This is a genomic window from Pseudomonas sp. GL_093, from assembly GCF_057837605.1.
This window is the reverse complement of sequence record NZ_CM174448.1, coordinates 5,656,047-5,679,863: the sequence shown is the minus strand read 5'-3', so window position 1 is coordinate 5,679,863 and position 23,817 is coordinate 5,656,047. Positions and strand designations below refer to the sequence as shown.

Annotated in this window: 14 protein-coding genes and 1 pseudogene; 5 read left to right on the top strand and 10 right to left on the bottom strand. The window is 59.3% G+C overall.

What is annotated here, in order from left to right; genetic code table 11:
* Position 1 precedes the first annotated feature (1 nt).
* The gene (locus tag AC3IUE_RS26160) at positions 2 to 232 is read left to right on the top strand and encodes a hypothetical protein (RefSeq protein ID WP_008156042.1); all 231 of its coding nucleotides are present in this window, start codon (positions 2 to 4) and stop codon (positions 230 to 232) included.
* Here AC3IUE_RS26160 and AC3IUE_RS26155 read toward each other — a convergent pair whose 3' ends face one another.
* A complete protein-coding gene (locus AC3IUE_RS26155; RefSeq protein ID WP_489264193.1) occupies positions 233 to 862 on the bottom strand; it encodes a flavin reductase family protein in 630 nt (209 codons plus the stop codon).
* A gap of 209 nt (positions 863 to 1,071) precedes the next feature.
* Between AC3IUE_RS26155 and AC3IUE_RS26150 the strand changes: the two genes are divergently transcribed.
* Positions 1,072 to 1,827, top strand: coding sequence for a COG4705 family protein (locus AC3IUE_RS26150; protein WP_489264192.1), 756 nt, complete (start codon positions 1,072 to 1,074; stop codon positions 1,825 to 1,827).
* Between the two features lie 127 nt (positions 1,828 to 1,954).
* On the opposite strand, the pseudogene AC3IUE_RS26145 reads toward AC3IUE_RS26150, so the two are convergent.
* The 8 genes and pseudogenes from AC3IUE_RS26145 to AC3IUE_RS26110 all read right to left on the bottom strand — a co-directional run.
* A pseudogene (locus tag AC3IUE_RS26145) lies at positions 1,955 to 2,077 on the bottom strand (hypothetical protein); the annotation flags it as partial.
* Between the two features lie 90 nt (positions 2,078 to 2,167).
* Positions 2,168 to 3,487: an MFS transporter gene (locus AC3IUE_RS26140; protein WP_056741358.1), complete on the bottom strand. Its 1,320-nt coding sequence runs from the start codon at positions 3,485 to 3,487 to the stop codon at positions 2,168 to 2,170.
* Positions 3,488 to 3,786: 299 nt separating this feature from the next.
* Positions 3,787 to 5,121 carry a sigma-54-dependent transcriptional regulator gene (locus tag AC3IUE_RS26135; protein ID WP_489264191.1) on the bottom strand — a complete coding sequence of 445 codons (1,335 nt, stop codon included), beginning with the start codon at positions 5,119 to 5,121 and terminating at the stop codon, positions 3,787 to 3,789.
* Entirely contained in the window at positions 5,115 to 6,923 is a 1,809-nt protein-coding gene (locus tag AC3IUE_RS26130) for a sensor histidine kinase (protein WP_489268953.1), read from the bottom strand. The genes AC3IUE_RS26135 and AC3IUE_RS26130 overlap by 7 nt, the downstream gene beginning before the upstream one ends.
* Before the next feature lie 43 nt (positions 6,924 to 6,966).
* Complete coding sequence (locus AC3IUE_RS26125) at positions 6,967 to 9,795, bottom strand: RHS repeat domain-containing protein (RefSeq protein WP_489264190.1); 2,829 nt, start codon at positions 9,793 to 9,795, stop codon at positions 6,967 to 6,969.
* 4 nt (positions 9,796 to 9,799) lie between these two features.
* Positions 9,800 to 12,523: an RHS repeat domain-containing protein gene (locus AC3IUE_RS26120; protein WP_489264189.1), complete on the bottom strand. Its 2,724-nt coding sequence runs from the start codon at positions 12,521 to 12,523 to the stop codon at positions 9,800 to 9,802.
* Positions 12,520 to 17,073: a SpvB/TcaC N-terminal domain-containing protein gene (locus tag AC3IUE_RS26115; RefSeq protein ID WP_489264188.1), complete on the bottom strand. Its 4,554-nt coding sequence runs from the start codon at positions 17,071 to 17,073 to the stop codon at positions 12,520 to 12,522. The genes AC3IUE_RS26120 and AC3IUE_RS26115 overlap by 4 nt, the downstream gene beginning before the upstream one ends.
* Positions 17,074 to 17,308: 235 nt before the next feature.
* Positions 17,309 to 18,832 (bottom strand): fumarate hydratase, encoded by a 1,524-nt coding sequence (locus AC3IUE_RS26110; RefSeq protein WP_129437918.1) that lies wholly within the window; start codon positions 18,830 to 18,832, stop codon positions 17,309 to 17,311.
* 484 nt (positions 18,833 to 19,316) lie between these two features.
* Between AC3IUE_RS26110 and AC3IUE_RS26105 the strand changes: the two genes are divergently transcribed.
* The 3 genes from AC3IUE_RS26105 to AC3IUE_RS26095 are packed head-to-tail and all read left to right on the top strand — an operon-like array spanning position 19,317 to position 22,129.
* Positions 19,317 to 20,423, top strand: coding sequence for a GGDEF domain-containing protein (locus tag AC3IUE_RS26105; protein ID WP_461999687.1), 1,107 nt, complete (start codon positions 19,317 to 19,319; stop codon positions 20,421 to 20,423).
* Positions 20,416 to 21,351, top strand: coding sequence for an iron-sulfur-binding ferredoxin reductase (locus AC3IUE_RS26100; RefSeq protein ID WP_489264187.1), 936 nt, complete (start codon positions 20,416 to 20,418; stop codon positions 21,349 to 21,351). Before AC3IUE_RS26105 ends, AC3IUE_RS26100 begins: the two co-directional genes overlap by 8 nt.
* A gap of 28 nt (positions 21,352 to 21,379) precedes the next feature.
* Positions 21,380 to 22,129 carry an enoyl-CoA hydratase-related protein gene (locus AC3IUE_RS26095; RefSeq protein WP_489264186.1) on the top strand — a complete coding sequence of 250 codons (750 nt, stop codon included), beginning with the start codon at positions 21,380 to 21,382 and terminating at the stop codon, positions 22,127 to 22,129.
* A 192-nt stretch (positions 22,130 to 22,321) separates the two neighbouring features.
* Here AC3IUE_RS26095 and pyk read toward each other — a convergent pair whose 3' ends face one another.
* The gene (gene pyk, locus AC3IUE_RS26090) at positions 22,322 to 23,773 is read right to left on the bottom strand and encodes a pyruvate kinase (RefSeq protein ID WP_046049690.1); all 1,452 of its coding nucleotides are present in this window, start codon (positions 23,771 to 23,773) and stop codon (positions 22,322 to 22,324) included.
* Positions 23,774 to 23,817: the final 44 nt, after the last annotated feature.

Genomic DNA, 23,817 nt, shown 5'->3' with positions numbered 1-23,817 from the left:
CATGGCACGCAAAGCCTTTGAAACCTTCGAAGCCGTATCTGCCGTAGTACCCCGTGAAGGCGGTTATCACGCCGCAATCGCCACCAAAGCCATCGGTGGTTCGGGTGCGCCGCGCTTTCACAAGCTGCTCGAAGAACAGACCTTCAAAACTGCCCATGAGGCCGACGAGGCCGCAGCCAAGGAACTGACCCGTCTCAGGGACGTCAGCGAAGACGGCGACCTGATCTGGTAATTACCTTTTCGCCCCCGGGCGATACATCTTGAACAACGCCTCAGGCCCCAGCTGGAAATAATCCGCTGGCCCGCCGCCGCGCAGAATCGGTTCTGCCGCGGCGGTGTCGTACACCCCATCCTTCAACAGCCATTTGGCGATATGCACGGCGACCACTTCGCCGAGAATCAGCCAGCTCGGCACCACGTTGCCATCGGCCCGCTGCAACTGAATGATCTGCGTGACCTTGCACTCGAAGGACACCGGGCTTTCGGCGACGCGCGGCACCTGAATGATTTTCGACGCTGCCGGGGTTAGCCCGGACAACTCGAACTCGTTGACCTCGGGCGGGGCCATGGCAGAGCTCTGGTTCATCTGCTCGGCCAGTGGCCGGGTCGCCAGGTTCCAGACGAATTCGCCGGTCTGCTCGATGTTATTCAGGCTGTCTTTGCGCCCGACACTGGAAAACCCAATGATCGGCGGAATGTAGTTGAACGCGTTGAAGAAACTGTAAGGCGCCAGGTTCAGGCGGCCATCGGCATCCTGAGAGGAAATCCAGCCAATGGGACGAGGGCCGACGATCGCATTGAACGGGTCATGCGGCAGGCCGTGGCCGTTGGCGGGTTCGTAGAAGTGGATGTCGTCGGGCATGGCGCGGGGTTCCTGAGTTCGGTTTGTAGCGAAGAGGGCCATAGTGCAAGCGGTGGCCAGCAATTTCCAGTGTGGCAATGACGGCGCAGTGGCTTGTGTGACAGTTTTTTCATAAAGCACCTACCTAATTTTCACGGCCTCACCTTCAGTCTGCGCGGCGTCCAAAGCCTGAGAAAACGGCTGCCCTGACTATTGGAGCTTTACCCTCGATGAACAAACTTCCTCAAATCACCCTGGCGTTCTGGGTGATGAAAATCTGCGCGACGACCCTGGGGGAAACCGCCGGCGACTTACTGTCGATGACCCTCAACGTCGGTTACGCCATCAGCTCGCTGATTTTGATCAGCGTGTTCGTACTGACGCTGATCACGCAGCTGATGTCCAAAACCTACAAACCGGTGCTGTACTGGATCGTGATTTTGTCGACCAGCACGGCCGGCACCACAATGTCTGATTTCATGGACCGCACCCTTGGGTTGGGTTATGCCACGGGCTCGATGATCCTGATTGCGATTTTGATAGGGATTTTTGCTGCGTGGCGCTTGAGCGGCGATTCGCTGAACGTCACCAAGGTCCAGACCTTTCGCGGCGAGATGTTTTACTGGATGGCGATACTGTTTTCCAACACCCTGGGCACTGCGCTTGGCGACTACCTGGCCGATGACTCGGGCCTCGGTTTTGCCGGTGGTGCACTGCTGATCGGCTCGACCATTGCGGTGGTGGTGTTGCTCAAATATTTCACCAAAATTTCGTCGGTGCTGCTGTTCTGGGTGGCGTTTGTGCTGACACGGCCGTTTGGCGCGACGTTGGGCGATTTCCTGACCAAGCCCCATGCAAAGGGTGGGCTGGATTTCGGCACCATCGGTTCGTCGTTGGTGTTGGCGGGGATTTTGGTGGTGATGATTGCGGGTGCTTCGTATGCGCAGAAGAAGTTCGCGAAGCCTGCGGTTGCCGAGTTGACTTGATACCGAGGTGCAGCCATCGCGAGCAGGCTCACTCCCACACTGACCGAGTTCTTTCATGAGAATGCGGTCAAATGTGGGAGCGAGCCTGCTCGCGATGGGGCCATCACAGCCACCATCAATGCAACTGTCAGTCCGTCTCGATCCGCGAATGCTTGCGGGTGTCTTTCATGGTCACGTAGACCAGCAACGACACGGCAATACACGCGGTGACATACCAGTAGTAACCGGTTTCCATGCCGATGCTCTCCCACACTGACCGAGTTCTTTCATGAGAATGCGGTCAAATGTGGGAGCGAGCCTGCTCGCGATGGGGCCATCACAGCCACCATCAATGTAACTGTCAGTCGGTCTCGATCCGCGAATGCTTGCGGGTGTCTTTCATGGTCACGTAGACCAGCAACGACACGGCAATACACGCGGTGACATACCAGTAGTAACCGGTTTCCATACCGATGCTCTTGAACCACAGTGCGATGTATTCAGCGGTGCCGCCGAAGATCGACACGGTCAGCGCGTACGGCAGGCCGACGCCCAGGGCGCGGATTTCGGTCGGGAACAGTTCGGCTTTGACCACCGCGTTGATCGAGGTGTAGCCGCTGACGATAATCAGCGCCGCCATGATCAGGAAGAACGCGCCCCACCAGGTCTGCACGGTGTGCAGGGTGGTCAGGATCGGCACGGTGAACAGCGTCCCGAGAATACCGAAGGCAATCAGGATTGGCCGGCGACCGACTTTATCCGACAGCCCGCCAACAAGCGGTTGCAAGCACATGAACAGGAACAGCGTGGCAGCGGAAATCGTGGTGGAGTCGGAGATGCTCATGCCGACAGTGTTCACCAGGTATTTCTGCATGTACGTGGTGTAGGTGTAGAACGCCAGGGTGCCGCCCATGGTCAGGCCGACCACGGTCATCAGTTCCTTCGGATGGCGCATCAAGGTGCGCATGGCGCTTTCCTTGGCCTTCTCTTTCTTGGTGAACGACTCGGTTTCTTCCATGCCACGACGCAAGTACAGCGCGACCACGGCACACAGTGCGCCGATGGCGAACGGGATGCGCCAGCCCCAGGCGTACAGCTCTTCAGTGGTCAGGGTCTGTTGCAGCACGATCAGCACGGCCAGGGCGATGAGCTGACCGGAGATCAGGGTCACGTACTGGAAGCTGGAGTAGAAGCCGCGACGATCCTTGGTCGCCATCTCGCTGAGGTACGTTGCCGAGGTGCCGTACTCGCCACCGACCGACAGGCCTTGCAGCAAACGGGCGAAAATCAGCAGGATCGGTGCGCCGATGCCAATGGTTTCATAACCCGGGCTCAGGGCGATCAGCAGCGAGCCGAAACACATCAGGTACACCGAAGCCATCAGTGCTTTCTTGCGACCGGCCTTGTCGGCGTAAAGGCCCATCAACCAGCCACCGATCGGGCGCATCAGGAAGCCCACGGCGAAGATCGCGGCGGTGTTCAGCAGTTGTGCGGTGGTGTCGCCTTTGGGGAAAAAGGCCTTGGCGAAGTACAGGGAGAAGGCGGCGTAGACGTACCAGTCGTACCACTCGACCATGTTGCCGACAGAGCCGCTGAAGATCGATTTGATGCGACTGGCAGTGGTTCTTTCTTTGGCAGGCGTAGCTGCCGACCCAAGAGGCAGGGTTTGTGAGTTATCCATGACGGATCCTTCATTTAATTGTTTTTGTGGAGCGCGTTGAAACGCAGCCTGCTTGGGCTATAGCAGGAGATGTGCCAAGGGGAGGAGGGCCGGTTTAGAGGGGGTGAATGTTTGCGGTGAGCGGAAATCCGCTTGTTTTGGATTGGACGTAAGCGGAAAACCGCTCAATTAACTCGTGGAATTGCTTTGCTTGAACCGGCCTCATCGCGAGCAAGCTCGCTCCCACAATTGAACTGTGTACACCGGACATTGTGGGAGCGAGCTTGCTCGCGATGAGGCCAGACCAGACAACAAAAAAATCAACTGTCTTGCAGGAACATCTCGCGGGTCAGGCCATGTCGCTGCATCTTTTCATTGAACGTCCGGCGCGGCAGCTGCAGTTCTTCAAGCACCGCTTTCACGTCGCCCTTATGCCGGGTCAACGCCGCGCGCAGACAATGCGCTTCAAACGCTTCCTGCTGTGCTGCCAGCGATTGCCCAGGATCAATCCCCACCGGTTCCGGCTCGCCCAGTCCCAACACTTGTCGCTCAGCAACGTTTGCCAATTCGCGCACATTGCCCGGCCAGTCGTGGCTCAGCAGGTGGCTCAACTGTGGGCCGCTCAGCGGTGGAAAAGTGCGCCCCAAACGCTCGGCGGCATTTTGTGCAAAGGACTCGAACAACAACGGAATGTCTTCACGCCGCTCGCGCAACGGTGGCAGTCGCAACTCGGCCACGTTCAACCGATAGGCCAAATCCTCGCGAAAGCGCCCGGCCCGGGCTTCGTCCAGCAAGTCGGGTTTGGTCGCGGCGATGATTCGCAAATCCACGCGGATGCTCTGATTCGAGCCCAACCGCTCCAGCTTCTGCTCCTGCAACACCCGCAGCAATTTCACCTGCTGGGCCAGCGGCATGCTTTCGATTTCATCGAGAAACAGCGTGCCGCCATCGGCGTATTCGAGCTTGCCGATACGTTTGCCTGAAGCGCCGGTGAACGCGCCGCTTTCGTGACCGAACAGCTCGGCCTCGAACAACTGCTCGGGGATCGCCGCACAGTTCAATGCCACAAACGGTTTGTCGGCACGCGGACCAAAGTCGTGCAGGCAACGGGCAACCAATTCCTTGCCGCTGCCGGTTTCACCGCGAATCAACACATTGACCGGCAGCGTCGCCAGGTCCAGCACTTGCCGACGCAGCGTCTGCAAACCACGGGACACGCCCAGCAACGTCACATCGAGTTTGGCGCGGTTGTCTGCCTGCTCGTGCAGGGCACGGTTTTCCAGCACCAGCCGTCGCTTGTCCAGCGCACGGCGCAGACTGCCGAGCAGGGTTTCGGGGCTGAAGGGTTTTTCAAGGAAGTCGTAGGCGCCATCGCGCATCGCTTCGACCGCCATTGGCACATCGCCGTGACCGGTCAGCAGAATCACCGGCAAGTCGGCGTCGCGCCGCTGAACCTCGGCCAGCAGTTCCAGGCCGGTCATGCCAGGCATGCGCACGTCGCTGAGGATCACCCCGGGGAAATGCTTGGGCAACTGCGCCAGGCATTCATCGGCGCGGCTGAACAACTGCACCTCGAACCCCGACAGGCTCAGCCATTGTTCAACGGCACTGCGAATACTGCTTTCGTCGTCGACCACCATCACTGAATTCAGCATGAGCCGGGGGCCTCCAGGTCGATGGGCAAGGTCACGGTGAACACCGCGCCGTTTGCATGATTGTTGGCGCTCAGGCGTCCGCCCGATTCGTGAACGATGGCAAAGGACACGGCCAGCCCGAGGCCCAGGCCATCACCCACCGGTTTGGTGGTGAAGAACGGATCAAACACGTTGGCCAAGTGCTCTTCGGCAATGCCGCCACCGTTGTCGGCGACGGTCAGGCGCCAGAGTTGTTCGTCGGCTTCGATACGGATTTCCAGGCGCTTGCACGGTTTATCGTGCATCGCATCCAGGGCATTGCGCAGCAAATTGATCAGCACCTGTTCCAGGCGAATCGCATCGCCTCGCACCCAGGCCGGGCGCGTCAGGTGCAGCACCGTGCTGACCTGTTCATCGCGCAACCTTGTGTCGAGCAGCTGCAACGATTGGTCGACCACCGCGGCCAAATCCAGCCGTTCGCGTAAACCGCTGGGGCTTTTGCGGGCGAAGGTTTTCAGGTGACCGGTGAGGGCGGCCATGCGCGTCAGCATGTCATCCACCGGTTTGAGCGCCTTGTAAGCGTCGTCGACCCGACCGTGATCGAGCAGCAGCCTCAAAGTAGCAAGCTGCATGCGTTGGGCGGTCAGCGGCTGGTTGATTTCATGGGCCAGCGCGGCAGACATCTGGCCGAGCGCGGCGAGTTTGGCTGATTGCACCAGACCGTCCTGAGCGGTGCGCAGCTCGCGAGTGCGCTCTTCCACCAGTTGCTCGAGCTCTTCACGACTGCGCTGGCGCAGTTTGGCCAGACGCCAGCGCTGATTGAGGAACAGCAACAGAAACACCACCGCCAGCCACAACCCGGCGGCGGCGAGCCCGGCGTTACGGCTGTCTTCGAATGCGACTTGCGGGCGGCGCAGCAGGTGTAACGTCCAGCCTTCAGTGCTCAGCGGCAGCGATTCCCACAGGTAATTGGCCGTCCCGTCAGGGCCCACGACCCGCGTCAGATCACTGTTGTCGTCGAAGCGCCGCACCGATTGATACTCGAGCGGGGTCAGCGGTTGTTTGTCGTATTGGCGGGTGGCCTTGAGCTCCGCGTGATCGCTGTCACTCAGCGGTTTCAACAGGCGATAGCGCCAGCCCGGCTGGTTGGCGATGAAGATAATCCCGCGTGCATCACTGACCAGCAGCGTGTCGCTGCCCTGACGCCATTCGCGCTCCAGTTCCGGAAATTCGAGTTTCACCACCATCGCGCCGAGGAACTGGCCGTCGTCACCGGTAACCGCACTGGACAGGAAGTAACCGGGAATGCCGCTGGTCACGCCCACCGCATAAAAGCGCCCGGTGCCCTGGGTGCGTGTCTCGCTGAAGTAGGGGCGGAAACCGTAGTTGTGACCGACGTAACTGCTGGGCAAACGCCAATTGCTGGCGGCCACCGCCAGACCGGTGTGGTCGAGCAGTTCCAGGGTCGAGGATTGCGCCGCGCCGTTGATCTTTTCCAGCTTGCGGTTCAGTGCGTCCTGCTGTTCAGCGGTTACCGAACCCTTGAGCGCGGCGCGTAACTCCGGGTCCAGCGCGAGTACGGCGGGCAGGGCGCGGTAGCGATCGATCAGGGTGTGCAGGGAATTGGCGTAGAGAGCCAATTGCTGATTGGCGCGGGCGGCGTCTTCGACCAGGGCCTGGCGCTCGGTGTGGCGGATGGCAAAACCGGCCGCCAGCGCTGCGCCGGCAACGATCAGCAAGGTGTACAGCATCAGACGTAACGTCCGGGAGGTCGCAAGCATGGCGTAGTAAACAGTCAGCAATACGGGCGCGCACCATAGCATGCCGCCGCGTGTGGACAGAGTTGCCAGTGTAAAGCTCATACGTTTATGCAGCGGCTTTACCGCTGTTTCTGTGAACTCGAATAGTATTCACGAAACTGTACAGCGTGCCGGTGATATTGCCCGTTTCCTTATCCAGACTTCGAATATCGATACCATTGATACTGGTGACGGAAAGGGCATCGGCATACTCGTGAATGCTATCCATGCTCGACTCAATAGTGTCTGCGAGCCCGAGAATACCTTTTTCGAACTCATCCATTTTTTCGCTTGATTTCTCCTTGCTGGCTCCAAGTGCTTCATTAAATATTTCCGGTAACCCCAGTATGACGCCTACGCCACTGCTGATTGCGCTCACTGCTTCCGAAGGAAGTCCTGTCAGCGTTGCCTTCAATATTTCACTGGAGGCAAGAGCAGTGGCTTCTTTTGTAAGTTTCAACCCCGACTTCTGAGAGCTGAAGTTCATGTTCTGATATTTTGCTTTTAAATATTCACCCGGATTCATCTGCTTATATTCAGCTTTCTGTATTATTTTTTCCGGCGTCAGTCTTGTGGTTTTCAAGTTTACTGACGCGCTCAAGCCTGTTCTTTCGGCAACGTAGTCCACGAGGCCGCTGACTGCAATTTTGGCGCCGAACCCTAACCCTGCACCCACAAGGTTGCCGACACCAGGAGCGACTATGCCCAAGGCCTGGGCCCCGATGCCGACGGCAAGCCCCACGCCATAACTGATGGCTTTACCTGCCACCAGCACCATCGCTCTGCGCGTCGCCGCAAGCGCGATGTCTGAACCTGAGCCCATCGTGCTGAGCTGCTGGCCGGCATCTCGCGTCCGGCGTTTGGTAATCCCGAGTATTTCTATATGACGAGTCACTTGCTTGTTCATTTGGTGTTTTAAACGGCGTGTCGCTAACTCTTGGCCGTTTTTGGTGTAGCTGGCATTTTCCGAGGCAATCATCCTGTCTACCCCCGCGTTGAAGTCAGCCATACTCGGCCATTTGACTTCGCCATTGATGTCGACGTAACAGATTGGATTGTTCCCCACAAACCCATACAGATTCAGCCCATCCACATCCCCCGCGGGGTCGGCACTGACCCAACGCTGCAACCACGGCGCGTAATAACGCGCGCCGTAGTAATACAGCCCGCTGTCATCCATTTCCTTGCCTGAATAGCGGATGGTTTTGTAGTCGACGTCCACCTCGCTTCCCCGCGCATACCAGGCCGTGGCGCCGAACGGGTAATAACCTTCCTCGCTGATCAGCTGTGCATTTTGATCGAGCTCCAGCGTGCCGGAACCCAAATGATCGTCGAGGCTGTAGCGCAATTGATCGGCGGCGATGTTGGCGGGTTTGCCGCTGACCCAGTGCAGGCAACGCACACTGCCGTGTCCGCCGGGCAGGGTGATCACGTGCAATTCTTCGCCGCTGTCGCGGGTGCGGATTTCCAGCCCCGGCAGGTAGATCACGTCCTGGAAATGGCTGAGCGATGACGTGTGGGTTTCATGCCGTTTGTACACGCGCACGCCCTGGCTGTAGCGGTAGAACTCTTCGTCATCGGGTCCATTGTCGCGTTTGACCAGCGTGACCGATGCCAGCTGATCATGGCTGTTCCACTGCAAGGCTTTGCCCGGTTGCAAGTCTTGGAGATTGCCGTGGCGGTCGTACAACTCGGGGAAATCGGGTACAGGATCCCCCTCTTTCCAGCGCACACCTCGGTTGCTGGCAGGGTCGATGAATATCTCGCGGGTCTGTGAGGTGCCCGCCCGCACGTGACGCAGTTTGATCAGGTTACCGCCGTGATCGTACTCATAGTTTTGTTGGTAGTTGAGCCGATTGTTGGGATCGCCGGGTGAGGGCCGGCCCGGAATATCTGACGGCGGCGCATCGTCGTAACCGGTGGCGCGGGTCAGCCGGTACAGCGAGTCATAGGTGAAGTTGCGGTGGCCGTCGATGAGTTGGTTGGCGAAGTAAATCGGTTTGAACGCGTGGTCTTCGATGCGGGTGATGTTGCCAACGCGGTCGTAGAAGTACTCGAGGTTTTGCAGCGCCGGCGCGGCGTTTTTTTGCGCACGTTGTGTGGACAGGCGTCCAGTGGCCGGGTCGTAGGTCCAGGTGCTCAGCACGTCATTGCCGGCCCGTTGTTCGGTGATCTGGCCGGCGGCGTTGTACTGCGCGTCTTTGAAAACCGATTCCCAACTCAAGCCATCTTTGATCCGCAGCTCAACCTGCTGGAGCTGCCCGGCAATGTCGTAACGCGATTGTTGCTGGTGGTCACCGGCATCGGTCTGGCTCAGCACCGTGCCGAGGGGGCCATAAATCCGGCTACTGCGGTAGGGCTTGCCCTCGGCCAGGGTTCGGATTTCACGCAGTGGCTGTCCCAGCAAACCGTAGCTGTCGAAGCTCAAGGTGCCGGAGCGGTCGAGCTGCTCGGTCAACTGACCGCGCAGGTTGTGGGCGGGATCGGCGGAGGCATCGGCATAGGTAAAGGTTTCGACGTTGGGCAGGCTGTTTTCCTCGATGGCGAGCGGGCGCAACAGAGGGTCGTAGGTGGTGCGCCAATGACTGCCACGTTGGTCCCAGCGCTGCAGCGCTTCCCCGGCGAGGCCTGGCAGGCTCAGACGCCAGCCGGCATCGACGCTGACGATTTTGATTGTGTCGCCGGAGAGGCGATGGACGTTGCACAGATTAGGGATGGGTAGCCGCGGATCCCATTGCTCGACCCGATGCCCAGCGGCGTTATGGACGTGTCGGGTGATGAGTGTTTCCACGTCACCACCGACTTCCGTGCGCAGGTAAGCCATATGACGAATGGGTAAGCCTCTAGCGTCAATGGCCGTGAGGCTTGGGGTTCTGACAGAAATAGTGTTTGTCATCAGATCAAGCTGCGCGTTGTCGCTGAAGATGCTGTTTTAATCGATCGTTCAGATCCACCACGCGGTCCATCTTGGCAATTACTACGGGCTCGATACCTGCGAGCCGATGTCGGAGCCCTGCGAGTTCTGCCTTATCGATGGAGTTAGTGCTCTCAAGCTCGTCCAGAGCCTCATCAACCAAGTCTTTCTGGTTGTTCAGGAAGTCCCCCATTGTTTCGAGGGCCTGGTTTGTTACCTCGAGGTCGCGCGGACCGAGTGTGCCATTTAACGCTTCGGTCATTTCGGTGCTCAAGCGAAAGAGGGCCAGCGATTTTTCCAGGTGAGTTGTGCTGATGAACGTATCTGCAACATTGAAGGCTACTGCCAAGGCAGCTTCTTTTTGGCCGTCCGTTGTTCGGGGGTCGTATTTGGAAGCCATTGCTTTCACCTCCGCCTTCAGGCTCGAAGGCCCTGCTTCTTTGACGATATTGTCCACAGCAAAGTCGTCTGCCTTTGGTAAGAGTGGAAATCCAAATGCGCTATTTTTAGCCACTTTGTCCAGAGCATTGCCTGTTAAATCAGCCGCCGCGATGGCTGCGCCAATACTGACTATCGGTCCGACTATCGGAGCTGCCGGACCCGTAACGACGGCACCGGCCGCCGCCGCCGCGCCTGCTACACCGGCTGCAATGGCTGAGGCGAAAAAATTGATGCTGGTAAAAATCAATCTTTTGGCACCTGATTTGTAAATATCCCGGGTACGGTGCAAATTATTCAATTGATAAATCGACTGATCCAGTCTGGTCTCCACCGTCGCCAACAGATTTGAGTAATTTTTGACGATGGCACTCAACTCCGCCGGTGTTCGTTTCTCTCCTTGCTCATCGACATAGTTCAGCGGATTGTTTCCCACAAACGCATACAAATTCAGCCCATCAACATCCCCGGCCGGATCTGCGCTCACCCAACAGCACAACCATGGCGCGTAATAACGCGCGCCATAGTAATACAACCCGCTGTCATCCATTTCCTTGCCCGAATAGCGGATGGTTTTGTAGTCGACGCCCACCTCACTTCCGCGCGCGAACCAGGCGGTGGCACCGAACGGGTAATAACCCTCCTGGCTGATCACCTGTGCCTGTTGATCGAGCTCCAGCGCGCAGGAACCCAAATGATCATCGAGGCTGTAGCGCAATTGATCGGCGGCGATTTTTGCGGGTTTGCCGCTGACCCAGTGCAGGCAACGCACACTGCCGTGTCCGCCGGGCAGGGTGATCACGTGCAACTCTTCGCCGTTGTCGCGGGTGCGGATTTCCAGCCCCGGCAGGTAGATCACGTCCTGGAAATGAGTCAGCGATGGGGTGTGGGTTTCGTGGCGTTTGTACACGCGCACGCCCTGGCTGTAGCGGTAGAGCTCTTCGTCATCCGAGCCGTTAGTGCGTTTGACCAGCGTGACCGACTCGAGCTGATCCAGGGCGTTCCACTGCAAGGCTTTTCCCGGTTGCAAGTCCTGGAGGTTGCCGTGGAGGTCGAACAACTCGGGAAAGTCGGGTACAGGATCTCCCTCTTTCCAGCGCACACCACGATTGCTGACAGGGTCGATGACCATCTCGCGGGTATGCGAGGCACCCGCCCGCACGTGACGCAGCCTGATCAGGTTGCCGCCGTGATCGTATTCATAGTCTTGTTGGTAGTTGAGCCGATTGTTGGGATCGCCGGGCGAGGGCCGGCCCGGAATATCCGACGGCGGGGCATCGTCGTAACCGGTGGCACTGGTCAGCCGGTACAGCGAGTCATAGGTGAAATCGCGGTGACCGTCGATGAGCTGGTTGGCGAAGTAAATCGGTTTGAACGCGTGGTCTTCGATGCGCGTGATGTTGCCGACGCGGTCGTAGAAATATTCGAAATCTTGCAGCGCTGGCTCGGCGTTTTTTTGAGCGCGTTGTGTGGACAGGCGCCCATCGGCCGGGAGGTAGGTCCAGGTGCTGAGCACGTCATTGCCGGCGCGTTGTTCGATGATCTGGCCGGCGGCGTTGTACTGCGCGTCCTTCAGAACTGGCTGCCAGTTCGGGCTGTCGTTTATCCACAGCTCAACCTGTTTGAGCTGCCCGGCAATGTCGTAACGCGATTGTTGCTGGTGGTCACCGGCATCGGTCTGGCTCAGCACGGTGCCGAGCGGGCCATAAATCCGGCTACTGCGGTAAGGCTTGCCCTCGGCCAGGGTTCTGATTTCACGCAGTGGCTGTCCCAGCAGGCTGTAGCTGTCGAAGCTCAAGGTGCCGGAGCGGTCGACCTGCTCGGTCAATTGGCCGCGCAGGTTGCGGGCGGGATCGGCAGAGGCGTCAGCGTAGGTAACGGTTTCGACGTTCGGCTGGCCGTTTTCCTCGATGGCGAGCGGGCGTAACTGAGGGTCGTAGGTGGTGCGCCAATGACTGCCGCGTTGATCCCAGCGCTGGAGCTCTTCACCCGCCAGCCCCGGCAGGCTCAATCGCCAACCGGCATCGACGGAATCGACTTTCAGCGGTTCGCCGCTAAGGCGGTACACCGTGGTCAGGTTGGGCACGATACCGAACAGGCGCGGGTCCGATTGTCCGAGCATTCGCCCGGCAGCGTCATGCCACTGTCGGGTAATCAGAGTTTCCAGCGACCCGCCGATGACCTTGCGCAAATAGGCGACCTGGCGAATCGGCAACCCCCGACTATCAATGACCGTCAGGTTCGGGGTGCGCCAATGGACCCCGGTCGTCATGACTTGCCTGCCTTCAGCCCACTTTCAGGCGGCGCAACGTAGGTGTCATTAAAGTCCAGCTTGGTGGCGTACCAGGGATGGATGATCTCGAGCGCGACATCTCCTTTGGCGTTGATGACTTTGTGCTGGCGACCCAGCACGTCGTAAAAGTTCTGATCGTGATGGCCGAACTCACGGAAGGAATGGTCATTGATATAGCGATGTCCATTGGCGAAGTAAGGGCGAAACACCCGAACAGCCAGTCCTTTGTTGTTGTATTCCACACGTTCGCTGACGCGCCAGCGTTGATCGGCGTGCGCGACCTTTGGCTTGCCGTCTTCAATCACCAGCTCACCGTTTTCCACCACAAAAGCCTGTCCCGGCTCGACCAACTGTTTGGTCTGCAGTGGCCGACCGAAACCATCCACAAAGGCTTTGACGATCTGGATTTGCTGCAGCTCATCATCCAAATAGCGGTCAGCGGTGAGGACGACGCTGTGCACCGGTTCGCGGGGAGTCGAGTGGATCAGGTCGAGCAGCGCTTGTTCAGGCGTAGTCAGGGATTTGAGCCGGGACAGGCGACGGCGGGCGCTGGCGCGAATATGCAGGGTGGGTAGCACGTAACCTTGCGCAATCCAGGTGGTCAGCCAGTCAGGTGTCTGCCTGACGGAATGGGGGAGTTCGCCCATCCAGCTGAACAGGTCCTTGCGCAATACGCTGGCTGCTTCTTGCAGGGCGCCTTTCGGATTTTCGATGGCAGGGTCCGGACGATGGTCCACGGGACGTATGTGTTCATCGAGGGGGCGAAAACCAACGTCTTTGTCGTCTTCAGTGCCATAAAAACTGATGGCAAGGGGTTGTCCGGACGGCTCGTAAAGGGCTTCCTCGACATTGTCATTGGCATCGATGCTGCGCATGAGTTGCAGCGCGTGATAGTCATATTCGAAACGGGCTTCGCACCCGTCCGGCTGCGTGATGCTTTTCGGCAGCAGACAGTAAGCGTCGTAGTGGGCTGTCGTGATGCCGTAACTGGGCGTTTCGTTGTACTCCATCACTTTGTAAAAACTATCGAACTCGCCGTACTTGGCAAAACCATACCGGGACGACCATAGATTTCTCTCATTGTCCTCTTCCTTGTCTGCCTCCTCGTCTATCCCCAGCACCAGAGGCATGGCCGAATAGCCGATTTTTTCCAGTTCGTCCCGAATAACGAGCGACGGCACCGTGTCGTAGGCTTGCAGTGCTGTCTTGTCCAGTTGTGCGAGTTCCAACGGTGCCCTCAGCGCTTCGAAATCGGCTTTGCCATCGGCAAGTACTGTTCGATCGTCAGTCTTGAAGTAGCGATACACCGACTGCGTGGTCAGCAGCCTCTGTACGGCCCATTCGGGCGTGGCGTACAGCTCGATAAACCGTTCATGGGAGATATCTGCCGGGGTAAGTCCTGCGGGGGCCGTCCCCTTGGGCAAGACCATTGCGTTGCCCCGTTGCAGATAGGGCAGACCCAGTCGCCAGCCTTGCAGGTCCTCCTTCAAGTGAATGAACTCGGTGCGGGATTCGTTCAGGTAATACGACTGTTGCGCCGGGTCATGGGCATCAAGCCACCATTTCTGTTCATCGACATCGTCAAAGGGCGGTTCATCAATGGAGGTTCTGCGCCGGGCATAACTGACCGTAATGGCATGCACAGGCAGACCGAACTCGTCATGGCCCAAGGTGATTTCATGTCGGCACAGCGGGTCATTCGCGAAGCGCTCGTACTGGTAGCTGATCTTCTCCAGTTGCAAGGGCAGCATGATCGGGTACGCGTAATGGTCTCCCTTTTTGCGCAGCTCGCGGACCTTGTAGCGGCTTTCCTCTACGGCGAAAGGCACCGCCGTGGCCAAGTCATCGGCGGCGTAGGTTTCGACCCGCAACACCGACCCGGCGAGGGCGCGGGCGATTTCGTGGGCGGTGGCTTCATCGGGCGTCGGGATCGGGTCATCGAAAGCGTCGTTGCGGTGATACTGGCAGAACAGCGTGGGTTTCAAATCACACGCTTCGGAGTCACGGTTGAAATAGCCATCGCGTGGCAGGTCGATTTGCCGTCCGGTATGAAACCAGGTGCAGACCAGCGCCGGGGCGGTAAAGCCGATATCGTCTTCACTTGCGCCGGTTTCGCTGTCGGTCTGGCGCAGCAACCCGAAGCCGCGAAACTCGCGGTTTCGGCCATCGTAATAACCGTGCAAATACTGAAAAAACTGGTTCAAGCGGTTGCCGGTGATTTCATCGAGCTGGCTTTGTTGCTTGACCACGGGCACCGGGAACGGCAAGTAGGAAATCGGGAAACGCTTGAGCTTGAGTATCCGATTCTTTTCATCCAGCCATTCCTGCGCCGAACTGCGATACACCACCTGCGTACTGCAACCCATGTTGTTGTTACTGGCCACCAGCATGTAAGGCTTGGCACCGACGAAATCGTAGCGCCAGTGCCGTGGCTTCATGTGCGGCACGGTCAAAATCAGGCTCGCGCACCCCAGGCCTTGCAGGTCGGCGAAGGTGACCTGGCACAGGTTGTCGTAACGGATGTCGACGGGCCAGAGGACCTTGACAGGGATCTGCGCCAGGCCATTGCCGCCGTGATTCAAATAGATCTCGAAACAGTCGGACTTCAGATAAATCAGTGCCGGTGCACCGGAGCCGTCGAGGTCGGCAATCCGCACCCGCGCCGCGTCGAATGTCGCGTAATCGAAGGTCGGGCCACTCATGACAAAACCCTTGCCGAACCGACCGAGGCCAAGGTTCGGCCAGCATTTGATTTCGTCATGCCGGATGCGGCACAACTCGCTCATGTCGCTGCCCAGCAAGTTGCCCAGCATCACCAGTTCGGTGCGTGAGTTGCTGAACAGCGGCAAGCGATCGGTGTCCGGTGTGTGCTCGACGTCCTGACCCGGGGCGAAACCGTCTTCACGCCGATTGGCGTACAGGCGCACGCTTCGCGGGCCGATCAGCGCCATCGAGCTGAGCCCGTCGCCCATCAAGTCGCCAGACTGTGAAAGCGTGTGGAAAAACTCCACCGGGAACGCCGTAAAGGGAATGAACCCTGACCAGCTGCGATCGGGGTTGAGGGTGTGGAAACCGCTCATGCCGGGTGAGGCGAGGATCCAGTCGAGCCGACCATCGCCGGTCAGATCGGTCAACGCCTGATAGGTCGGTTGATTGCGATCGGCCACGGGAATTCTGGACAGTTCTGTCCATGGGCCATAGTGGATGTCATCGGTGCCCGTGGGCGCACGCAAGGGTTCGCGGTAATACCAGCTCTTGTCGTAACGACAGATAAATCCGGGCACGCCTTCACCGAACAAATCAACGCACTGATGGTGCGCGCCGTCCTCGATGCCAGGCATGTTTTCGAACGGAAAGAACGGACTCGACTGCTTATTGAGTTCGAAACCCGAGTAGTCGAATTCCACCGGTGGCATGTTTTCCACGGCGCCACTGGCGTCGTACGCCTGATAGTGCGCTGCTGCCAGTTGGGTGTACCCCAGAGGAGTCGTTTGGTATTGCAGCAGTAATCGTCGAATCAACGTCAGTTCTTGATCCGGTTTTGCGGGGAAATGGTGAAACATCAAAACCTGATGACACAGGCGTCGAGTTCCTAGTTCAAAACCATAGGTGTAGCTGTGGAAGGGGTCGCTTCGCAATTGCCACTCACCATAACCCTCGCCAAGCTCATCGAATGGCAGGCCGTAGAGCGGTTTCTTTTCCAGATCCAGGGTCCGCTCGCCATAGTCGAACACCAGGTGGAAATGCCAGCTCAGAGTCGCCGGGTTTTCCACCGTCCAGGCGTACAAGTCTTTGCTGGCCTGGGCGTTGCCGTAACACACCCGCTGCAGGTAGCGCTGGGCACGATAGTCGTGCGAGTCATCCGGGGAGTGAGTCTCATCTTCTTCGCGCTTGTAGTCGAAACAGATGTGTTCGCCATGGGGGTTCATGCTTTCGAGCAGCAACCACACACCGATACGCTGCGGCGCGTCAGGGGTGGCCGGGTCGACAGGTTCGGCACGGCGCGAATTGTCAGTCTTGCCGTAGACGTGCAGGCTGCCATCGGCCCCGTGCACCAGCCAGAAGGGCGGTTTATCTCCCGATTGCCAGAGCTCGAGCAGGTCGAACGAACTCTCGACCCGCGGCCAGTAACGCAACACGCGGTGCTCGCCAATATCGAACTCGCGGTATTTGGCCTTGGTTTCATACTTTGGCTTGCCCTCGCCATCCAGCTCGGGCATCAACTCTTCGCCACCGGGGCCGACCATGATGTCAGTGGCAAGGTAATCGGGCACGCCCTTGCTGGTCCGGCGAGTGATGGCACTGGTGCCCAAACGCCAGCCAATGCCGAACGGACCGTTACCGCCCTGGCTGTCATAGCTCAGCGCCATGACGGGATCGAAACCGCGCCCTACTGAAGCGGGCAGCAGCAACTCGAACGAGGCACTGCCCGTCACGCCGACCGATCCCCAGCTTTTACCAATCGTGGCAATGGAAGCACTCTTGGCAATGGAGGGTTCAGTAATGCTCAGGGAGGCTTGTTCTTCCATGGGGCTGATCCTGTGTCGGCTTGGCGCTCTCCCGTAGCAACGGTGTCGCGTGATAGAGCGACGCTAACAAAATCAGGGGAAGGTGTGACCTGTCAGATCTGACAGGTGAGGCGGTTTTTTTTAGACCGAATACTGTGAAAAACGCTGCGCTTTATAGCGAATAGTAAAAGTGGCACGCAAAAAAACGGCCGGGTCATCTAAAAGACGACCCAGCCGTATTGGCAAGCTGAAGCGTTTACTGCACTTCCACCGCCAGACTTTCACTGATCTTTTTCTGCCAGATGGCAGGACCGGTGATGTGTACCGACTCACCCTTGCTGTCGACCGCAACAGTCACAGGCATGTCTTTGACGTCGAACTCGTAGATCGCTTCCATGCCCAGTTCGGCGAAAGCCACCACGCGGGATTTCTTGATGGCTTGTGCCACCAGGTAAGCCGCGCCGCCGACTGCCATCAGGTAAACGGCTTTGTGGTCCTTGATCGCTTCGATCGCGGTCGGGCCGCGCTCGGATTTGCCGATCATGCCCAACAGGCCGGTTTGCTCGAGGATCTGACGGGTGAACTTGTCCATCCGCGTCGCGGTGGTCGGGCCGGCAGGGCCCACCACTTCTTCACGCACCGGATCAACCGGGCCGACGTAGTAGATGAAGCGCCCCTTGAGGTCCACCGGCAGGGTTTCACCCTTGTTCAGCATCTCGACCATGCGCTTGTGCGCGGCGTCGCGACCGGTGAGCATTTTGCCGTTGAGCAGGACGGTTTCGCCCGGCTTCCAGCTCTGCACGTCTTCCGGGGTCAGGGTGTCGAGGTTGACGCGACGAGCCGACGGACCGGCTTCCCAGACGATTTCCGGGTAGGCGTCCAGCGGTGGCGCTTCCAGAGAGGCCGGGCCGGAACCGTCGAGCACGAAGTGCGCGTGACGGGTGGCGGCGCAGTTCGGGATCATGCACACCGGCAACGAAGCGGCGTGGGTCGGGTAATCCATGATCTTCACGTCGAGCACGGTGGTCAGGCCACCCAGGCCCTGGGCGCCGATACCCAGTTGGTTGACCTTCTCGAACAGCTCCAGGCGCATCTCTTCGATACGATTCTGCGGGCCGCGTGCTTTCAGCTCGTGGATGTCGATGGATTCCATCAACACTTCCTTGGCCATCACGGCGGCTTTCTCGGCGGTGCCGCCGATGCCGATGCCGAGCATGCCCGGTGGGCACCAGCCAGCGCCCATTTCCGGAACGGTTTTCAGCACCCAGTCAACGATCGAGTCGGACGGGTTGAGCATGGCCATTTTCGACTTGTTCTCGGAACCGCCGCCCTTGGCCGCCACGTCCACTTCAACGGTGTTACCCGGAACGATGGAGTAGTGGATAACGGCCGGGGTGTTGTCCTTGGTGTTTTTACGAGCGCCCGCCGGGTCGGCGAGGATCGAGGCACGCAGGACGTTTTCCGGCAGGTTGTAAGCCCGGCGCACGCCTTCGTTGATCATGTCGTCCAGGCCCATGGTGGCGCCATCCCAACGTACGTCCATGCCCACGCGAACGAAGACGGTAACGATGCCGGTGTCCTGGCAGATCGGGCGGTGGCCGGTGGCGCACATCCGCGAGTTGATCAGGATTTGCGCCATGGAGTCACGGGCCGCTGGCGATTCTTCGCGCAGGTAGGCTTCGTGCATCGCCTGGATGAAGTCAACGGGGTGGTAATAGGAAATGAACTGCAGGGCGTCGGCAACGCTCTGAATCAGGTCGTCTTGCTTGATCACGGTCATGAGTCGCGCTCCTCTAAAAGACGGGAACATTCAATAAGGTGCTTGCAGCTTGGGTGCATCGGTCGGTTGCAAGCACCTTTACAAGGCACGCCGGGGCTGCTGGCGCGACGCTAAAAAGGCGCGGCAGTATAACGCGCCTCGGTTCCGGGCACACCCGCCGGTAGTCAATCGTTGGTCGCATATCGAACACGATCCCTGTAGCAGCTGGCGAAGCCTGCGTTCGGCTGCGAAGCAGTCGTGAAACGGACACCCTGATTTACCTGACACACCGCGGTGCTTGATTTTACGACTGCTTCGCAGCCGAACGCAGGCTTCGCCAGCTGCTACAAGGATTGTTGTTTTGGTGAGAAATGAGGTCATGCCTTTGGCGCCAGTTTTCTGCCCTTAAAATTGAATGGTCATTTATCAGGCACGCTACTAAAGTGGCATTCGGTCTGTAGAGTAGGACACTCAAGCAGCCTCCCTTCGCACGGTGAGTCAACGATTGACCCATAACGCCATCCAGCGCTTGTTGCTCAAACGCTTTGCCCTCGCAGCCGGCACCTACGCCCTGGCTTTGTTGCTGTTGTGGCTGGCGTTTTTCACCGGTCATTACGATGAATCCTTGCCCAACGTGGCCATCGGCAGTGCGCTGGTGGTCATCAGTCAGGCCACGTTGTTTGCGCTGTTTTACAGTGGCTGCAACCTGCGTTTTTCCGACCCCAGCCTGACCGAAGCGCAAGTGTTGCTGGGGCTGGGTTGGCAAACCTGGCTGATCGCCCATCTGGACGAGGCACGCGGCGCGTTCCTGGTGTTCTACGTGCTGATTCTGCTGTTCGGGTTGTTCCATCTTTCGCGCCTGGCCTTTTTGCGGTGCGCGCTGTTGGTGTTTTTCAGTTTCAGCGCGATCACGCTGTGGGAGGGCTACCACTTCCAGTTACCCGACCCGGCACTGGCCGCGTTGCAGGTGTGCGTACTGCTCATCGTGTTGGTCTGGCTGGAACTTTATGCCCGTCACGTCCAGGCCTCTCGACTACGCATGCGTCAGCGCCGATTTGCCTTGCAGGCGCATCAGGACACCCTGCGCGGGATGATGCGCCAGCTCGAAGATTTGGTGGCCACCGACGAACTGACCGGGCTGTTCAATCGCCGGCATTTCCTGCGCCTGGCCTCCCGTGAGCTGAAGGCCATGGACGCCGGTGTCCTGCATGGCCTGGCGCTGATCGACCTCGACCATTTCAAACGGATCAACGATGTGCACGGCCATGCCGCCGGTGATCAGGTGCTGCAAGCCTTTGCCGCCGTGGCCACCGCCTGCTTGCGCGATGGCGATGTCCTGGCCCGTTACGGTGGCGAAGAATTCGTCGTGCTGTTGCCCGATTGCAACGCCGAACGCCTGACCTCCTGTTGCGAGCGGCTGCGCATTGCGTTCACCGATGTCGAACTGATCGGACTCAACGTCGCCCATCTCAGCTTGTCGGCGGGCATGACGTTGCTCGAACTGGGCGACGATCTCGATGAAGCCTTGCAGCGCGCCGATCAGGCGCTTTATCGCGCCAAGCGTGACGGCCGCAATCGTTGCGCGGCCGCGTGGGAGAACGTCGATGCCTGAGTTACGGGTCGGCGAACGCCAATGGTCGGTGGCGGCGGGCAGCAACCTGCTCGATGCGTTGAATCAGAACGGCGTATCGGTGCCCTACAGCTGTCGCGCCGGCAGTTGCCATGCCTGTCTGGTGCAATGTGTCCAAGGGCTGCCGAGTGACAGCCGCCCCGACGCCCTGAGCGCAGACCAGCGTCAGCAAGGCTGGCGCCTGGCGTGTCAGTGTCAGGTGGTCGAAGACTTGCAGGTGCACACCTTCGATCCTCAGCAGGATGGCCGCCCGGCCGAGGTGGCGGCTGTCGATTGGTTAAGCACCAGCGTGTTGCGTTTGCGCCTGACCCCTCAAAGCCCTTTGCGCTACAGCGCCGGGCAGCATCTGGTGTTGTGGGCGGGCAACGTGGCACGGCCGTATTCATTGGCCAGCCTGCCGGAAGAAGACCGCTTTCTGGAGTTCCATCTTGATTGTCGCCAGCCGGGGGAATTCAGCGACGCGGCCCGCCAGCTGAAAATCGGCGATTCGATCCGCCTCGGCGAGTTACGCGGCGGGGCATTGCACTACGACCCGGACTGGAACACCCGACCGCTTTGGCTGTTGGCTGCCGGCACGGGGTTGGGGCCGTTGTTCGGCGTCTTGCGTGAAGCGTTGCGTCAGGATCACCAAGGTGCCATCCGTGTCATTCACCTGGCCCATGATGCCGAGGAACATTACCTGGCCAAACCCCTGCAAGCCATGGCCGCCAGCCGCCCGAACCTGAGCATCGAGCTGTGGACAGCGGCCGAGCTGCCCGCGGCTTTGGCGCAACTGCGGCTTGTCTCCCGGCAAACCCTGGCCTTACTCTGCGGGGCCCCTGACAGCGTCGACGCCTTTGCCCGGCGCTTGTATCTGGCGGGATTGCCGCGCAATCAACTGCTGGCGGACGTCTTTGTTCTCCGCGGTTGAGCGCTGATTTTCAGACGCGAGACCGACCATGAGCGATGCCATCCAATTTGTACGTGAGCGCGGCCTGCTGACCCTGCGCCTCAACCGCCCTGACAAGAAAAACGCCCTGACCCGCGCCATGTACAGCCACTTGGCTGAAGCGTTGAAACTGGCCGATACCGACCCTGAAATCAACGCCGTGCTGATCACTGGCAGCGCCGAGTGCTTCACCGCTGGCAACGACATCGCCGATTTCATCCAGCAACCACCGAGCAACCTCGACAGCCCGGTGTTTCAGTTCATGCTCACTCTGCTCGAATGCCGCAAACCGGTGATCGCCGCCGTGGCCGGCGCTGCGGTAGGTATTGGCGCGACGATGCTGCTGCATTGCGATCTGGTGTATATCAGCCGCGATGCGCGCCTTCGCATGCCGTTCGTTAATCTTGGGTTGTGCCCGGAGTTTGGTTCCAGCCTGATCCTGCCGCGACTGCTCGGGCAGGCCAAAGCCGCCGAGTTGTTGCTGCTGGGCGAAGGTTTCAGTGGTGAGCAGGCCGCGCAGTGGGGGATTGCGACCGAAGCCTTGGGCAGTGGCGAAGCGGCGCTGGCCAAGGCACGGGAGATGGCGTTGCGTTTCGAGTCGCTGCCACCGGAGGCGGTACGTATCAGCAAGCAATTGATGAAAGCCCCGGACCGCGAACAACTGCGCAAGGCAATAGAAGAAGAGAGTGCACAGTTCACCCAACGGTTGCGCTCGCCGGAAGCGATTGCGGCGTTGACCGGGTTTATCAAACGCCACTGAATTCGCGTTGCCCGGGCGGGCCTCATCGCGAGCAAGCTCGCTCCCACAGGGATTTTGTGAACGCCACAGATCCAATGTGGGAGCGAGCCTGCTCGCGAAGAGGCCCGCCCAGGCAACACATCTTCTGGACCCAGAAAGCAAAAAGCCCCGCCATTCAAATGGCGGGGCTTTTGTTTTTCAGCAACCGGTCAATCAGACCATCTTGTCGCCAACGTGCAGGATTTTCATCCCGTTGGTGCCGCCGATGGTGTGGTAGCTGTCGCCCTTGGTCAGGATGACCCAGTCGCCTTTCTCCACAACACCGCGCTTGAGCAACTCGTCGATCGCGGCCTGGCTGACTTGCTCAGGCGGCAGCGATGCCGGGTCGAACGGTACGGTGTAGACGCCACGGAACATGGCCGCGCGGGCCTGGGTTTCGCGGTGCGGGGAGAACGCGTAGATCGGAATCGAGGAACGGATGCGCGACATGATCAACGGCGTGTAGCCACTTTCGGTCAGGGCGATGATCGCCTTCACGCCCGGGAAGTGGTTGGCGGTGTACATGGCCGCCAGCGCGATGCTCTGGTCGCAGCTTTCGAAGACCTTGCCGATACGGTGGCTGGAGGTCTTGCTGGTCGGGTGTTTTTCAGCGCCGATGCAGATGCGCGCCATGGCTTGCACCGCTTCCAGCGGGTACAGACCGGCAGCACTTTCCGCCGAGAGCATCACGGCGTCGGTGTAGTCGAGCACGGCGTTGGCTACGTCGGACACTTCGGCGCGGGTCGGCATCGGGTTCTGGATCATCGACTCCATCATCTGGGTCGCGACAATCACAGCCTTGTTGTGGCGGCGTGCGTGCAGAATGATTTTCTTCTGAATGCCCACCAGCTCGGCGTCGCCGATTTCCACACCCAGGTCACCACGAGCCACCATGACAGCGTCGGATGCATTGATCAGCGCGTCGAGGGTTTCGTCGTCGGCCACGGCTTCGGCGCGTTCGATCTTCGCCACCAGCCAGGCAGTACCGCCAGCTTCGTCGCGCAGTTGACGGGCGTACTCCATGTCGGCGGCGTCACGCGGGAAGGACACCGCGAGGTAGTCGACCTGCATCTCGGCAGCGAGCTTGATGTCGGCCTTGTCTTTTTCAGTCAGGGCCGGTGCGGTCAGACCGCCACCGCGACGGTTGATGCCTTTATGGTCGGACAGCGGGCCGCCGATCAGTACGGTGCAATTCAGTTCGGTGGCATTGGCGGTATCAACGCGCATCACCACGCGGCCGTCGTCGAGCAGCAGCTCGTCGCCCACGCCGCAGTCCTTGACCAGATCCGGGTAGTCGATGCCGACGATGGTCTGGGTGCCTTCGGTCAGAGGATGGCTGGTGGAGAAGGTGAATTGATCACCGATCTTCAGCTCGATCTTCTTGTTGGCGAATTTGGCGATACGGATTTTCGGGCCTTGCAGGTCACCCAGCAGGGCGACGAAGCGGCCGTGCTTGGCAGCGAGGTCACGCACCAGCTTCGCGCGAGCCTTGTGCTCGTCGGGGGTGCCGTGGGAGAAGTTCAGGCGGGCGACGTCCAGGCCAGCCAGAATCAGCTGTTCGAGAACTTCCGGCGAGTTACTGGCCGGGCCAAGGGTAGCGACGATTTTGGTGCGACGGACGGACATGCATAGACTCCTGAGTTCAAGCGCTGAGTGAGGCTACTATGCTC